Raw genomic sequence first — 15,894 nt, 5'->3', positions numbered from 1 at the left:
GCCTACTGATAAATAGACATTTACAGCGAGCAACTCTCATTATGGCGTCCGTTACCGGACAAAGATATCCTTAAAACCGGACATCTTTTTTCGGGTTATCATGCAACATTAATCTTCATTTTTGCATCTTCTTAATAAATCGAATCAAACACCTTCACCAATGAAAGCGATTATAGCAGGAATTTTCATACTTACGACCAGTATAAACTCAGCCAGTACTGACGATTGGAAGAAAGATCGTACCGTTTCTGGTTTTACTGGGCTGAGCGTCAGTAGCGGTATTGACGTTTATCTGACGCAGGGCAGCTCGGAGAAGTTAACTTTTGAAGCCAAAGGTATTGATGAAGATCGGGTAATTTCTGAAGTCAAAAGCGGCACTCTAAGACTCTATATCGAGCGTAAGGGATTTAGCGGCTGGAATTTTGGCCGTAATACCTACGTAAAAGCATACCTGACATTCAAGCAGTTGAACAATTTACAGGCGTCAGGCGGAGCCGATGTATTCGGGCAGGGCAAGCTGTCATTCGATGACCTGAACCTGGAAGCATCGGGTGGTTCAGATATAAAGCTGGATCTCAAAGCGGATAAATTGAATGTATCGGCATCAGGCGGAGCAGATGCTATTTTGCAAGGTTCGGCCCGGTCGCTTAACGCCAATGGCTCGGGTGGTGCCGATCTAGATGCCCGTAAACTGACCGTTGATATTTGCAATGCCAACTCGTCGGGCGGTTCTGACGTGTATGTCAACGCCAGTAAAGAGTTGACTATGAAAGCATCGGGTGGCGCAGATATCTATTATTATGGCTCAGCCAAAGTGCTATCCAAAAGCGAATCTGGCGGGGCCGACATTAAGCATAGAGACTAAAGAAAGGCTTACTAAGCAAGAAAAAGAGCGAAAGAGTGAAAGAGCGAAAGCACGAAGAGGTAACTTTGCGTGCTTTCGCTCTTTCACTCTTTCGCTCTTTCACCATTTTGACACCTACTATTGGCATTCTCGGCGGTGGCCAGCTTGGCCTGATGCTTCTGCAAGCCGCCATCGACTGGAATCTCCGCGTTCATATTCTCGACCCTGACGCTGAAGCCCCCTGTCGCCATCTCTGTACTCAATTCTCGCAAGGTTCACTAACCGATTACGATACAGTTTATCAATTCGGGCAGGCAGTTGATGTGCTGACCATTGAAATTGAGCGCGTTAATGTCGAAGCGCTCGAAGCGCTTGAGCGCGAAGGTAAACGAGTATTTCCTCAACCGTCGGTTATTCGGATTATTCAGGACAAGCGGCTCCAGAAACAGTTTTACCGCGACCATAATCTTCCCACCGCCGATTTTATTTTAACTGAAAATCGGGCCGATGTAGCCCTGGTCGAAATCTATCAGCCTGACTTTTTTCCGGCCTTTCACAAACTTGGTCGCGATGGCTACGACGGACGGGGTGTTCAACGCATCGCATCGGTGGAAGATGTTGGCAAAGCCTTCGATGCGCCCGGTGTATTGGAGAAAGCTGTTGATTTCGAGAAAGAACTGGCCGTGATTGTCGCCCGAAACGAACGGGGTGACGTACAGACATTTCCAACCGTTGAGATGGTCTTTCACCCGGAATTAAATCTAGTTGAATACCTATTTGCCCCTGCCGAAATCTCGAACGAAATCAATCAACAAGCGCAGGACATCGCTCGCCGAACTGCCGACGCCTTTGGAATCGTAGGCTTGCTGGCGGTAGAACTGTTCCTGGATAAGTCTGGTAATGTGCTGATTAACGAAGTAGCACCACGCCCACACAACAGTGGTCACCAGACCATCCGGGCCAACGTAACGTCTCAGTTTGAACAGCACTGGCGCGCCATTCTGAATTACCCCCTTGGCGATACATCCGCCTATCAACCAGCCGCCATGGTGAATCTCCTCGGCGAGGATGGTCACACAGGGCCAGCCGTTTACGAAGGTTTGGAACACCTGTTAGCTATGCCCGGAGTCTTCCCATTTTTCTACGGTAAAGCCATTACGAAACCCTTCCGCAAAATGGGCCATGTAACGGTCATGGACGATTCGTTGGATGCGCTTCGGGAGAAGGTTGCCGAGGTGAAAGCGGGAATTCGCGTAGTGAGTAAAAATTAGGCTAATTCACTCACATCAATCGCTTTAGCATTTCTGGTAAGTAGGTGAATAATGAGCCATGCTGTCAGGTACGTAAAGCCGCAAATGGTAAACAGGATGTTGTACCCTCCTGCCAGATTTCCGCTGGCTTTGTATTCATCCAGTAAACTACCAACCAGCATCGGAAACAGAATTCCGCCTAGGGCACCCGCTGTTCCTCCTATACCGACAACAGAACTAACCGCCTGCTTGGGGAACATATCGGAGGCTAATGTAAAGATGTTTGTGGCCCAGGCTTGGTGCAGCGCAACAGCCAGACTGATAAGCCCAACGGCTACCCAGACACCCGTAGCAAATTGGGCCAGAATAATCGAAAGTTCCAGGGTTGCCAATACGAGCAGAACAGTCTTGCGCGCTTTTATGGTAGGCCACCCTTTTTTAATTAACCAGGACGACAAATAGCCACCCCCAATACTGCCTACCGTAGTGGCCGTATAGATAAGCATTAGTTCCAGACTTGGCTTTTTCAGATCCAGATTGAATGTGGACGAAAAATAAGAAGGAAGCCAGAACAGGAAGAACCAGTAAATCGGATCAATCAATCCTTTGCCCGTAATGTAAGCCCAGGTTTGTGGGTATGTGAATAGCTTAAACCAGTTAACAGGCTGCGTAGTTGACGTTTCGCTATTGGCCGATTCCTGCCCACTCGTAATATAGTCTAGCTCTTCGTCAGTAAGGCGGCTTTGCTTTGCCGGAATCTCATAGAATAGTAACCAGAAAATAAGCCATACAAAACCCAGGGCACCTGTAATCCAAAACACTTCGTGCCAGCCGTAGTGATTTAATATCCAGGGCACAATCAGTACAGCGACAACCACACCAATGCTCGTGCCTGCATTGAACAAACCTGTGGCCAAACCTCGTTCTTTCTTGGGAAACCATTCAGCAACCGTCTTTACTGCAGCAGGATAGTTTCCAGCCTCGCCAATGCCGAGGCCAATGCGAGCCAGACTAAATCCTGTAACGCTCCGGGCTACAGCATGAAGCATACCCGCAATGCTCCAGATAATAATGGTAATGGAATAACCTGTCTTTGTTCCGATTTTGTCAATAATCCATCCGAATAACAAAAGCCCAACCGCATAAGCCGCTGTAAATGCCATGACGATATGCGCAAAATCGGTTTCACTCCAGCTAAATTCTTTTTCAAGAATTGGCTTCAGTAAACCAATTATTTGCCGATCGAGATAATTAATTGTCGTTGCAACAAATAATAGAAAAACAATAAGCCAGCGATAGTTTTTAATTTTCGAATTGAACATTTTAATAGACTATTAGAGAAGGGACCTAGGGCTTATATGAGTGAATTTTTATCAATCTTAAACGGCTTTACTCTTTTGTAAAAACTTTTCAAAATGTTCTTTCAAACCTGACCAGTTTTTCTGCTGAATGAGCGTCTTGTCAAATAGATGACTACCAATGCCCACGCCATCAGCGCCAGCTTTAAAATAGGCGGCCATATTATCAAGACTAATGCCGCCCGTTGGGATTACTTTCAACTGATTCAGCGGTGCTTTGAGATCCTTTATATAATCGGGGCCTAGTGACGTAGCGGGGTAAACCTTTACCATTGATGCCCCAAATGACCAGGCATTATAAATTTCAGAGGGCGTAAAGGCACCCGGAAAAATCGGCACGTTACGTTTCACGCAGGCTTTGATCACTTTCTTATTGACAATAGGTGTGACAATAAACTGTGCCCCTGCATCCAATGCCTTGTCAAGATCCTCTGTTGTACAAACCGTACCTGCGCCAATATTCAGCCCTTCGCTATTCGTTTCTAATGTCTGCTGAATCATGGCCTTGGCTCCGGGCGTATTCATCGTTATCTCAATGGTAGTCAGACCTGCTTCCCGATAAACAGGGAGAATCTGGGCAACCACTTCGGCAGATAAACCTCGAATAATTCCGACAATGGGCGCTTTTGAGAATAACTCCCAGGAGAATGAATTTTGTGACATACTATTTATTTGCTTAGGGATAACAGCTGATTCTTCGCTATCTTGACTTGTCCGGCAATCGTCGCTTTATCAATTAAATCGGCCGAAATAGTGATTGTCCGACCTATTAAATTTAGTTCTATCATTGCCTGCTTATATAGCTCATATAGATTGTTTCCGCTACATAAAATCAATTGTGAATCTGGCTGCTGTAATAATGATTTAAGCTCATTACCAATCAATAAACCACTTAAATAAAGAGCGTTTTGTCGCTTGGTCAACTGACTAAATAATTGATTTGTCCTGACTCTAAATAAGCTATTCAGAATTGACGAATTAGTTAATTGGTTGATGCCACTTTTAAAGGCCTTCAATTCACTTTCGTCAAAGACAGCCAAGCCTGTTGACTCTACAGAATCTTTTAAAATACTGTAATGTGACATGAGATTAAATACTTCTCCCGTCATAAACGTTTGAAAGTCGATAACCTGCTGATTCTGGATGTAGATGTGTTTCGAATGAGTACCCGGAAATAGTAGAATTGACTCTTCAGTATTAAGATGCAGATTATCCAATAAAGCTAGCAACCCAATTAATTGAGTTTCTTCGCCACGCATCACATCGTGCTCCGTTCTGACACCTGATATAAGTATAATGTCGTGCGCAAAATCGGGTTGTGTATCGAGTCGCTTAATGCTGGCCCGGCTTCCATCAATAGGAAACGGCAACGTAGCATACGGAACTTCGTCCATACCAATGGATGACGACGCCATGCCGGAAATTACCACCGGAATATCGTCCAGATTAATGGCCAGTTGCTTCGCCAGTAGATTAATCTGTCGCTGTAGCTGCACTCGAAAAAACTGCTCCCGAGAGATTCCTTTCGTTTCACTATTTGCTTTCCAGCGTGTGAATGTATTGGCGACGCCTTCCTGAGACGTAATTTCTCCAATGAGTTGGACATCGCTACTGTTTATGAGTCGTAGGCGGAAAGAGGACGTCCCCCAATCACAACCTAATAGATAGGATTTCATTGTTTCAATCGTTTTCATACACTACTTACGGCAATGCAAACGCAACATAAGAACCTCCTGGCTTTAAGCCATATCGGGTACCGCCGGCAGCTATAACTACGTATTGCTTTCCATTCGCCATGTACGTAATTGGTGTGGCAAAGCCTCCCGCAGGCAACTTATATTCCCACACGATTTTACCCGTTTTTTTGTCAAAAGCACGAATTTTTTCGTCATACGTAGCTGCAATGAAAAGTAAGCCCCCAGCCGTTACAATTGGCCCACCATGATTCTCCGTACCCGTAGGTGGCAAGCCTTGTTTGATGAGTTCAGGGTATTCGCCTAGTGGCACTTGCCAGAGGTATTCGCCGGTGTTCAGGTTAATGGCGTTGAGCGTTCCCCAGGGCGGTTTAATGGCCGGATAATTATCCTGATCCCGGAACTGTGTGTTCCCATTGTTCAGGTAAGGAGGCATGTACGGGAAGTCAGCGCCCTCGGCCACGGGTGACGTAACAACCGAACTATGGATGTCTGGCGCAGCGGGTTTCGCTTCTGTCTTCAGCAAAAAATTAATAATGGCATCACGATCCTCTTTGGAGAGGTGACCAAAGGATGGCATTCGACCGCGACCGGTTGCCAGGAGCGTGTTGATCTGCTCGCGATCCAGTCGTTTGCCCACATCGGTCAGGTCAGGATAGGCTTGCGCTGTAGATGCGCTTGCTTTGGCATCAGCACTTCCTTTGCCACTCATACCATGACAAACCGAACAGTTCGTGTTAAAGAGGGATGAGCCGCGCGTCATGGCTACGTTTTTTTCCTGCATTCGACTATCACGCATCTTGAGCCACCAAAGCATGGTGTTGGCATTCTGGTATAAAATACCCTCAGGATCAGCGGCATTCCCACCCCATTCGGCACCTCCACCAAAACCATAATACAAGGTTCCTTCTTCGCTTGGAGGCATGTATTTGCTGCCTTTGCGACTATCCTGGAACCGCTCCAATACGTACTTGTGGGCTTCGGGCGTGCGGGTTGTGATTTCGTTTTCCGTTAATTCCTGTCGAACAAAAGGAGCAGGTTTAGTTGGAACAGGCTGCGTTGGCCAGGGCTTTTCGCCGGGCAAAGCGGGCGACGTTGGCACTCGAACTTCATTTACGGGAAACAGCGGTTTCCCGGTATCCCGGTCAAACACAAACACATAGCCATCTTTAGTCGCCTGCGCTACTGCATCGACCATTCGGGGCCGACCGTCGGGGCCGTTGTGTTTAACCGTTATCAGGTTTGGCGGACAGGGTAAATCGCGGTCCCATAGGTCGTGGTGAATGGTCTGAAAATGCCATACGCGTTTACCTGTTTCGGCATTCAGCGCGATAACACAGTTGGCAAATAGGTTCTGTCCCGGACGAGCGCCCCCGTAAAAATCAACGGAGGGTGAGCCGGTGCCCGCATAGACCATACCCCTCTTTTCGTCGATGACCATACCGGCCCAGCAGTTCGCTCCACCCAGTTTTTTGTACGAATCTTTTGCCCAGGTTTCATACCCATACTCACCCGGCAACGGAATGGTGTGGAATACCCAGGCCAGTTTACCCGTACGGACATTAAACGCACGGATGTAGCCCGGAGGAGCATCTCCGCCCTCGTTAACGGCAGAGCCTGTAATCAATAAATCTTTGTAGATAACGCCAGGTGTTGTGACACGTATTGAGAAGTTCGTCAGATCGTGGCCAATAGTTTCCTTATCGCCAAGTCCTTCGTGCAAATCGACCTCGCCGTTCTTGCCAAAGCTCTCAATCAGCTTTCCCGTCGATGCATTGATGGCATACAGAAAAGACCCCACCGAGTATAGTATACGTTTATCTTCATCATCTTCCCAATAAACAACCCCACGAACCGGATGGAAACGAGGTCGTTTTTCGGGATTGGCAAAGGGGTCAAATTGCCAGAGTTGCTTACCTGTGGCGGCATCCACAGCAAAGAGTTTCATTCGGGGCGACGTACCGTAGAGCACTCCTTTTATGACAATCGGCTGACATTGAATGTCCATACCTCGTTGTCCAGGAGTGGTATTGTCGCCGGTTTCATAGGTCCAGGCAAGCGTCAGATTCTTGACATTCTGCGTATTGATCTGGGTCAGCGTTGAGTATCGGTTACCGGCATTATTGCCACCATAAGTCGGCCAATCATCAGCTGGCAACTGTGGTTTCACTACGTTACTATCCCAGTTAGCAGACAGGAAGCTCCCAAGAATCAGGGTTCCGAAGCAGGATTTCAGGAAGAAATTCATTGAAAAGTTGAGTTGGGTATTAGGTTAAGGAGAACGGGGACTTTACGGCTTCTGTTTTTCGTAAAATTCATAGGCTATTTTCCATTTCACCTCCTGGCCGGGTTCCGCTTTCAGTTGTATGTATGGCTCAGGGCACGACGTAGTGGCGCAAGCCCAGTACACTAATTTTTGAAGAGGTTGATCGCCTGTGATGTGCACGCCCGCTCCCGTTTTCTGATTTTCAATTCGAATGTCATAATCGGTCGATGTAGTACCAAACCCTTGGAGGCCAGCGCTATATACCTGCTCTTTTTTTGCCAATTCGCGTGAGTAAAGTAGCTGTTTTCCCTGTGGCAGAATGGTACTACCGAAGCCTTTGCCCTCCCCTTTCACTTCAAAAGGAAATTCGATTGCTACGGTTGGGCCAGTAGGTTGTTTGTCGATGATGAAGAAGTTGTGATCATAGGTGCTCGTTTCAATGGGCAGCTCACCCGTATTTTTCAAGCTGTGTTCCAGTACGAGTTCAGGTTTTCCTTTTGTGAGTTTCACCGTTTTGCGGTAAACGTATGCGTAACCCGTTGGACTAGTGAGTTCATGCGTAAACTCTAGGTAGTCTTTGTGCTTTTTCACTTTCCAGGTTCCCTGATCTACAATGTCATAGTACTTCGCGAAGGCATAGGTTTTATCGTCGGGTTTGCGAAGTGTGCCCACGCCAATCTTTACGAACGTATCGCCAGGTTTTGCGTCGGCGTATCCTAGCGGTGTAAACTCTTCCACTGGGCCGCTGATGGCATCGTGTAGTTTGGGGTCGTAATTTTCGAACCACGGCTCAATAAAACTGTGGCCTTTGTACGTCAAATCTTTAAACGCCCCCGACCAGTCGAAACGAGTGCCCTGGTAATAACCCTGGCTAGCATCTGGCAGGTATAGGGTCGTCTGAATAAGGTCGTTGGATAACTCAGCCTGTGGCCATTCGGCAAAAGGCATCATATTGCTACACAACCCCAATACTGTAAAAGTGGAAATGAGTGCCTTTTTCAAAATCGTATGTGATTAATGTGATTTACCCCACCCTAACCCTCCCCTGAAAACAGGAGAGGGAATTGACTCTCTCTGGAAGGTAGTTATTTGTCGCTTGGGAATCCCCCTCCCCTTGAACTAAGGGGAGGGGTTAGGGGTGGGGTAAAAGCACGGACTACAAATTCGGATTTATCGACGTATCCGTGTACGGAAGCGTGAACCAGTAATTCGCTTTGGTAATTGGTTTGATCGGTTGAAGATCATCCGGACTTTTGGCTGCGTTAGCGGCTTCTACCTGTTCGAGACGGATCAGGTCAAACCAGCGAGTACGTTCGCAGGCGAATTCCCAGGCGCGTTCCTGAACTACGGCATCCGCAAACTGGGCGGCTGTCAGGCCATCGCCGGGTGCAAGTGCCTTGGCTCCTGCTGGTAAACCCCGCAAGCGAACGGCATTTAGTGCATCATATGCCGTCTGATCCGGGCCACCTGTACCACGTGCTTTCGCTTCGGCATAAATGGTCAATACGTGTGGGTAGCGCATCATGACGGATGGCAACGAAATGCTGGACGTAACAATGTTGCCTTTGATGTACCACTTTTTGTAATAAGGGTGTTTCGTCAGGCTTTGTTGCCAGGGAATTGTGGTAGTACCCAAACCAAACGCGGTGCGGAACGTAGCGTCTTTCCGAGGACCTTCGGGGAAATTTTTGAAGAAATTAAGCTCGGCAAACATATCATCCCAGCCACCTTCTTCACCGGGCATCGTCGTGTTACCATAAGTAGCATTCGCGGTACCGCTGCCGCCTGTAAACCCGTTGATTTGAAACACTGATTCCGGAATAATCGCTACGGCTGGATCATTATCGAACACAGCGGCAAATGTCGGCATCAACGCAAAACCATACGTAGCGCGGTTGTCGATTACTTCTTTTGCCTTCGCTGCCGCCAGATCATATTTGTCGGTTTGCTTCAGCGGCCAGCCTGCCATCGTCAGGTAAACGTCAGCGAGAAAAGCTTTTGCCGAACCTGCGTTTGGCCGACCTGGATCACGTCGGGTGTTGGGCAACATGGTTTCTGCTTTTTTCAGGTCCGCAACGATCAGATCGTATACTTCAGCAGGTGTCGATTTTTTGATCGTGAGCAGATCGGCAGAGTATTCACCAGCCGTAACCAGTGGGATATTGCCATAAAAGCGGGTTAACCAATAGTAAGAAAAGCCACGAATGAAAAAGGCTTCGCCCGCAATAATATCAATCGTTGCTTTGGTACCAACCGTTTTCGAGTAGTTATTAATTACGTTATTGGCTCCCTGAATCGCTTTATAACAACCCGTATAAACGGCCCCAGAGCGCTGATTCGTGGTCGATACATTAAATTGATCGAATTCGCGCCAGTCGGCTTTGTTACTGGCTGGGTGCGTCGTTACGTCGTCGCTACCAATCGTAGCGGCATTGGCCGATGGGTGAAGAAATCCATACGTCCATTGGTTCCCAAGACCCCGGTAGGCTCCGGTCAGGGCCGATTCCAGCCCGTCCTGAGTTGAGAGAACGTTGCCGCCATAGAGTAGGCCGGTTGTATCTTCTTCGAGGTAACCTTTGCAGCCTACCGTGAGCATGGCTGCTAATCCAAGTATTGCTAATTTTTTCATGGTTCGTTAAAGGAGTTTAGAAGCCCAGGTTGATACCGAGTGTATATTGTTTTGCATTTGGATAGGAACCGTAGTCAATACCGATGGCTGTATCAGTAGCTGAACCAACCCGAGCAGATTCTGGATCTGGCCCTGTATACTTTGTGAACGTCAGTAGATTTGTAGCGCTGGCAAATACCCGAAGAGTTGCTTTGTTATGAATGAAACCGGTTGGTACGTTATACGAAAGGCTCACGTTTTTCAGCCGAACGAAGCTGCCATTTTCTAGGAATCGGCTCGATTGTGTGAAAGGCTGATAGGTTTTCGTAAACGCTGGAACATTAGACGTTTCATTACCTGGTCGGTAGTAATCCCGGATTTCAGATAGAATGAACTGCCGTGCATCGCCCGAACCGGACATAGCGGCCGCGCGCGTGTAGTTGAGTTTATCGACCCCAAACACCCCATTGAAGAATACGTTCAGCGTAAACCCTTTGTATGTAAATGTGTTGTTCCAGCCACCCGTTACTTTTGGGAAAGCCCGGCCTATGATCTGAAAGTCATCCGTCGTGATTGCGTTGTCGCCGTTAAGGTCCTGATAATGAGGATCGCCCGGTACGCGACCTTGTTTAGCTGCCGCATCAGCTTCATTTGGCTTCCAGGTACCCAAATAATTCAGCCCCCAATAAGAACCTAGCGGCTCGCCTGGTATCAGCATAAACTCATTGGTGGTCGACATCCCTGCACCGACACCCGTACCCTGGCCCAGTCGTGGCAGACCGCCCAAACTAATCACCTTGTTTGCCAAAGTGGAAAAATTGAAATTCGTTTCCCAACGGAAGCCCCCTGCTACCACAGGTGAACCGCCGATCGAAAATTCAAAGCCTTTGTTCTCAATTTCACCCACGTTCCGAGCCTGTGTTCCGCCACCAGCATAGCTTGGGATGGCTACATTCAGAAGAAGGTCGGTCGTATTTTTCTTGAAGTAATCGGCTTCAATATGCAATCGGCCGTTCAGGAATTCCATTTCCAGACCCACATCCACCTGCTTGGTTGTTTCCCATTTGAGATCAGGGTTGCCGGGGTTCCCCAGCAGTACACCGGCTGTAGCGGCTGAGTTGTTGTAGGCTACAACCGCTGTACTATAGGTCGACAACGTAGCATAAGGGTTAATGGCCTGACTACCTGTCATACCCCAGCTACCCCGCAATTTCAGGTTATTGAATATGTTCAGCTTTTTGATAAACTCCTCTTCCGACAGGCGCCAGCCCAGCGCTACAGACGGGAAAACGCTATATCGGTTGGCAGAAGCAAACTTAGATGATCCGTCACGCCGGACGGCGGCTGATACCAGGTATTTGTCCTTGTATCCGTAGTTTACGCGTCCCAGCAAAGACAGTAACGTCCATTTTTGATAACTCGAAGCCACCGTTGCGGCTGTGTTAAGCCCAATGTTGTCGTAGCCCAACTGAGGAAACCGTAGTCCCGATGCACTGGCTGTAAAGTCTCTACTTGTAAATTGCTGTGTTTCCAGAACGGCAACGGCATTAATCGAGTGATTACCTATTTTGACGTCGTAGTTCAAATTATTCGTGTTTTGCAGCGTCACCTGCTCCGCCGAATATCGGCTTGCTGTCGGTACGTTGTTCGATAGTCGCTTGCCCGTCAAATTCAGGTTTTGCAGATTCAGGTAGTTGACGGCATACTGCAAATCGAGTGACAGCCCTTTGATAGGAAGTTTATAGTTTAGACCGCCATTGACGTTGAGACCACTCTTGTTCGCATCAATCGATTGATCATACAAATAATCGAGCGGATTGCGATAAACCGAACCGATTGGATCTGTAAATGTAGGCTGGCCATCAGCACCGTAGGCAGGTGTTGTGGGGGCCCAGGCCAGTGCCTGAACAATAGCTCCTCCGTCGACAGTGTTGTGGTTTTTTGACTGCGTTCCCCACAAATTCAGTCGAAACGAAAGCTTATCGTTGATCTGTGTATTTATGTTGGTTCGCAGGTTATACCGCTTAAACCCACTGTTGTTCACGATACCATTTTGATTTAAATAGTTTCCCGAAATCAGAAAGGTCGTTTTGTCACTACCGCCCGATAGTGTAATCTGGTGTTGTTGTCCGCTGCCGTTACGGAATACCAGACTCTGCCAGTCGGTACCCCCGTTTTGTTTGAACTGAGCAATCTGGTCAGTTGTGAACGGCAGACCTGAACCAACAGCCGTGGCACGGGCATTAACAATTTCGGCAAACTCACCCGCTGGTAATACGTCGTATTTTTTGATGACTTCCGACGTACTGAACTGACCTTCATAGTTGACTTTAAGCCCTTTTGATCCTTTCTTGGTCGTAATGATCACAACTCCGTTGGCACCGCGACTACCATAAATGGAGGTCGATGCGGCATCTTTCAGGATCTGGATGGTTTCAATATCGCTGGGGTTCACGAAGTTAAAATCAGCACCAACAAACCCATCGACAATGTACAGGGGGTTGTTGCTGCCCAATACAGAGTTCGCACCTCTAATCCGGATACGGGCATCACCACCTGGCGCGCCGTTCGTTTGGCTTACCTGCACACCTGCAGCACGGCCTTGCAATACCTGATCCAGACGGGTAACGGGTTGTTGGGCAAACTCCTTGGTTGAAATGGCCGTCAGAGCACCCGTAACATCGGTTTTTTTCTGGGTACCGTACCCAACCACAACCACTTCGTTCAGGGTTTTCTGATCTTCGGCTAACTCTACATTGATGACCGAGCGTCCATTAACAGGCACCGTTTGTCCAACATAACCGATAGTCGAAAACACAAGAGACGCATTACTCGCTGCATTTAACGAAAAGTTACCCGATGCATCGCTGGATGTACCAACCGTTGTACCACTCACCTGAATATTGACACCAGGCAACCCCTGATTGTCTGGACCGGTAACTTTACCAGTCACTCTGGCATTCTGGGCGAAGACATAGCTTTGCCCCAGAATCAGTAGTAAAACCAATAGTTTTACAGTTTTTTTCATGATTATAGGTTTATTAAGGAAAAAGAAAATTGAAGGTATAGTCTTAATTACCAGTCTACTACGGAGCCATCGAGCGCATTATATACCTCGGGGTTTTTCCAGTCGTGACCGATTTTATCTTTCATGAGTGCTTCATCTAGTTCGACTCCCAGACCCGGTCCTTTGGGAATCATTACCGTACCGTCGCTTTGTAGCTTGAAGGGATTCTTGATGTAGCCATCCCCCAACGAGACTTGCTCCTGTACCAGAAAATTTGGTACGCTGGCCGCCAGATGTAGCCCTACCGCCAATGAGATTGGACCCATCGGGTTATGGGGAGCAATGGGAACGTAATAGGCTTCGGCCATACCCGCGATGATACGTCCCTCGGTAATGCCACCAGCATGACAGAGATCAGGCTGAACGATGCTGACGGCTTTCTTTTCCAGGAGCTCCCGGAAGCCCCATTTGGTAAAGATCCGTTCTCCAGCTGCTATCGGGAGGTGAGTACCCCGTGCGATGTCGGCCATAACATCCACGTTCTGCGCCTGGCAGGGCTCCTCAACAAACATGGGCTGAAAAGGCTCCAATTGCTTGATGAGCACCTTGGCCGTTTGGGGTGAAATGTTTCCGTGAAAGTCGATGGCAATGTCCATGTCCGGGCCACCGGCTTCACGTAACGACGCGAAATTGTCAACCGCGTACTTAATGAATTGGGGATTCTCGACAATATTGGCCGGGTTCTTATGCGCAACGCCTGTTTTGATAACCGTGTACCCTTCCGCTTTCCGCTTCTTAATGTCTTCCGCATTGCTGGCCCGACCGTATATCCGAACTCGATCGCGGGTAGGCCCGCCCAGTAATTCATAAACTGGTACGTTCAACAGCTTACCTTTAATGTCCCAAAGTGCATGGTCGATACCACTCAGCGCACTTGTCAGAATCGGCCCACCCCGATAAAAAGCATGTCGGTAAATAGCCTGCCAGTGGTGCACAATGTGGCGCGGATCTTTACCAATCAGGTACGGTTCTACTTCCTTAATGGCGGTTTGGATGGTCAGTGCCCTGCCTTCAAGAAGCGGTTCACCCAGGCCATATACGCCGACATCGGTGTGAATTTTAAGGAAAACCCACCGAGGTTTGACCAGAAAGGTTTCAAGTTTTGTAATCTTCACTTTGCTGTAATCGGCAAAATGACCGGGACTGGCAGAATAAGATGTTTTTGGCAATACCATCGTACTCATACCAGCAACACCCAATACGGATTGTATGACGCTACGTCGGGACACGCCTGTTTTTTTCATACGTTTTATTCGGCAAAGGTTTATTTAATCGATTAAGCAGTTCTAGAAAAAGAAGGGTTAAGTACAAGTTTACGGTGGTCTTACCAACCTATGTAAGTTCGTGATGTCAGGTTATAAACCCGACGCTCTGTAGTTGTGCTGTTAATTACGGCCGAATAATGGTTCCGTCCATCTTGCGAACCTGCCAGTTGGACTTGGTTGTGATGGGATATTTAGCTGCTTCTTTTTCGTCAATGTCGACACCCAAACCAGGCACCTCATTGACTGACATGTAGCCTTTGTTCATCGTCGGGCAACCGCTAAACACGGCCTGTGTTTTCTCTGAAAACTGTACTGCTTCCTGAATTCCGAAGTTCCATACGGCCAGATCGATGTGCGCATGAGCCGCGTGACCTACTGGTGAGACATCTCCCGGTCCGTGCCAGGCTGTGCGAATGTTGAACCACTCCCCTAATCTGGCTACTTTCATGGCTGGGGAGATACCACCAATTTGCGAGACGTGAATTCGGATAAAATCGAACCATTGATTTACCATTGGCTCTTTAAACTCATTGATATTGTTGAACAATTCGCCCATCGCGATAGGTACAGAAGTCGCCTGTCGGAGTTGGGCAAACCACTTCATATTCTCGGGCGAGAAGGGATCTTCAATGAAAAAAGGCCGGTATTCTTCCACCCGCTTTATCATATTGATGGCATCAATAGGTTGCACCCGTTCATGTATGTCGTGGAGCAACTCAATTTCATCTCCGCACTCCTTCCGAACAACTTCGAACATTTTGGGCACCGATTTCAGGTAGAGCCGCTCGTTCATGTAGTTATCGGTTTCTCCTCCGAAGTTGGCCACTTTGAAATCGGGTTTGTCGGCCGTAGCACCCACAGCGCCGTAGCCTCCCTGCTGAATTCGGATATATTTGAAACCATCGGCCATGAACTTCTTGACGCTATCGGCTGCGGCTTCAGGTGTGTTGCCGCCCGCGTGGGTATAGCAGGGAATAGCAAAGCGCACTTTACCGCCAAGTAATTGATATACTGGCATTTTTGCCCGTTTTCCTTTTATATCCCAAAGCGCCTGATCGAGTCCAGAAAGCGCGTTATTGAGCACGGGGCCGTTGCGCCAGTATGAACTGACATACGTAGATTGCCACATATCCTCAATATTGTCCACGTCTTTGCCGACGCAAAACTCATTCAGATACGTGTTGATAGCCACGATAACCGCAGCGGCTCGTTGGGTAAACGTAGCGCAGCCAAGCCCATAGAGCCCCGGTTCCGTTGTTTCAACCTTAACGACGATGAGGTTAGAACCCTGGGGCGCCGTGGCAATAGCCTTGACACTTTTGATTTTAACGGGTGGCGCCCCAACGGCATACTGGGGCTTACCTTGCTGTTCACGAGCTTCGGCAGTAGAGACGCCACCAAACAAACCGAGTAGTCCGGCTGATGAGCCAAATCCCAGCATTTTTAAGGTGTCCCGGCGGCTTTGGTCAAGGTGATTCATGAGAAAAAGAAAAGGGTTTAGAGACAGTATAGGGCAACGAGAAGACTAAACAAAGTCGATTT

At 48.1% G+C, this 15,894-nt stretch carries 11 protein-coding genes; 2 read left to right on the top strand and 9 right to left on the bottom strand.

The window, feature by feature from the left end:
• The first annotated feature begins 160 nt into the window (after positions 1–160).
• On the top strand, positions 161–865 hold the full coding sequence (locus GO755_RS02090) for a head GIN domain-containing protein (protein WP_157582908.1): 705 nt from the start codon (positions 161–163) through the stop codon (positions 863–865).
• 107 nt (positions 866–972) lie between these two features.
• Positions 973–2,115, top strand: a complete 1,143-nt coding sequence (locus GO755_RS02085) for a 5-(carboxyamino)imidazole ribonucleotide synthase (RefSeq protein WP_157582907.1) — start codon at positions 973–975, stop codon at positions 2,113–2,115.
• Here the strand turns inward: GO755_RS02085 and GO755_RS02080 are convergent.
• The 9 genes from GO755_RS02080 to GO755_RS02040 all read right to left on the bottom strand — a co-directional run bounded on the left by GO755_RS02080 (position 2,112) and on the right by GO755_RS02040 (position 15,832).
• Positions 2,112–3,416 (bottom strand): MFS transporter, encoded by a 1,305-nt coding sequence (locus GO755_RS02080; RefSeq protein WP_157582906.1) that lies wholly within the window; start codon positions 3,414–3,416, stop codon positions 2,112–2,114. The genes GO755_RS02085 and GO755_RS02080 overlap by 4 nt on opposite strands.
• A gap of 57 nt (positions 3,417–3,473) precedes the next feature.
• The gene (locus GO755_RS02075) at positions 3,474–4,115 is read right to left on the bottom strand and encodes a bifunctional 4-hydroxy-2-oxoglutarate aldolase/2-dehydro-3-deoxy-phosphogluconate aldolase (RefSeq protein WP_157582905.1); all 642 of its coding nucleotides are present in this window, start codon (positions 4,113–4,115) and stop codon (positions 3,474–3,476) included.
• A 5-nt stretch (positions 4,116–4,120) separates the two neighbouring features.
• Positions 4,121–5,146 carry a 2-dehydro-3-deoxygalactonokinase gene (locus GO755_RS02070; protein ID WP_227686832.1) on the bottom strand — a complete coding sequence of 342 codons (1,026 nt, stop codon included), beginning with the start codon at positions 5,144–5,146 and terminating at the stop codon, positions 4,121–4,123.
• Positions 5,147–5,153: 7 nt separating this feature from the next.
• A complete protein-coding gene (locus tag GO755_RS02065; RefSeq protein WP_157582904.1) occupies positions 5,154–7,394 on the bottom strand; it encodes an outer membrane protein assembly factor BamB family protein in 2,241 nt (746 codons plus the stop codon).
• A gap of 42 nt (positions 7,395–7,436) precedes the next feature.
• On the bottom strand, positions 7,437–8,414 hold the full coding sequence (locus tag GO755_RS02060; protein WP_227686831.1) for a hypothetical protein: 978 nt from the start codon (positions 8,412–8,414) through the stop codon (positions 7,437–7,439).
• Positions 8,415–8,568: 154 nt separating this feature from the next.
• Positions 8,569–10,041: a RagB/SusD family nutrient uptake outer membrane protein gene (locus tag GO755_RS02055; protein ID WP_157582903.1), complete on the bottom strand. Its 1,473-nt coding sequence runs from the start codon at positions 10,039–10,041 to the stop codon at positions 8,569–8,571.
• Between the two features lie 16 nt (positions 10,042–10,057).
• Positions 10,058–13,048, bottom strand: a complete 2,991-nt coding sequence (locus GO755_RS02050; protein WP_157582902.1) for a SusC/RagA family TonB-linked outer membrane protein — start codon at positions 13,046–13,048, stop codon at positions 10,058–10,060.
• 47 nt (positions 13,049–13,095) lie between these two features.
• Complete coding sequence (dgoD, locus tag GO755_RS02045; RefSeq protein WP_157582901.1) at positions 13,096–14,331, bottom strand: galactonate dehydratase; 1,236 nt, start codon at positions 14,329–14,331, stop codon at positions 13,096–13,098.
• Between the two features lie 145 nt (positions 14,332–14,476).
• Entirely contained in the window at positions 14,477–15,832 is a 1,356-nt protein-coding gene (locus GO755_RS02040; protein WP_157582900.1) for an enolase C-terminal domain-like protein, read from the bottom strand.
• Between the last annotated feature and the right edge of the window lie 62 nt (positions 15,833–15,894).

This window comes from Spirosoma arboris (genome assembly GCF_009754945.1).
In the GTDB taxonomy this organism is placed as follows: Bacteria; Bacteroidota; Bacteroidia; order Cytophagales; family Spirosomataceae; genus Spirosoma; species Spirosoma arboris.
The sequence above is the reverse complement of the archived record's forward strand: the minus strand, read 5'-3'. Positions and strand labels throughout refer to the sequence as shown.

Coding starts and splice junctions, on each gene's coding strand:
- GO755_RS02090 (WP_157582908.1), top strand. CDS start 161: ATGAAAGCGATTATAGCAGGAATTTTCATACTTACGACCAGTATAAAC.
- GO755_RS02080 (WP_157582906.1), bottom strand. CDS start 3,416: ATGTTCAATTCGAAAATTAAAAACTATCGCTGGCTTATTGTTTTTCTA.
- GO755_RS02075 (WP_157582905.1), bottom strand. CDS start 4,115: ATGTCACAAAATTCATTCTCCTGGGAGTTATTCTCAAAAGCGCCCATT.
- GO755_RS02070 (WP_227686832.1), bottom strand. CDS start 5,146: ATGAAAACGATTGAAACAATGAAATCCTATCTATTAGGTTGTGATTGG.
- GO755_RS02065 (WP_157582904.1), bottom strand. CDS start 7,394: ATGAATTTCTTCCTGAAATCCTGCTTCGGAACCCTGATTCTTGGGAGC.
- GO755_RS02055 (WP_157582903.1), bottom strand. CDS start 10,041: ATGAAAAAATTAGCAATACTTGGATTAGCAGCCATGCTCACGGTAGGC.
- GO755_RS02050 (WP_157582902.1), bottom strand. CDS start 13,048: ATGAAAAAAACTGTAAAACTATTGGTTTTACTACTGATTCTGGGGCAA.
- dgoD (WP_157582901.1), bottom strand. CDS start 14,331: ATGAAAAAAACAGGCGTGTCCCGACGTAGCGTCATACAATCCGTATTG.
- GO755_RS02040 (WP_157582900.1), bottom strand. CDS start 15,832: ATGAATCACCTTGACCAAAGCCGCCGGGACACCTTAAAAATGCTGGGA.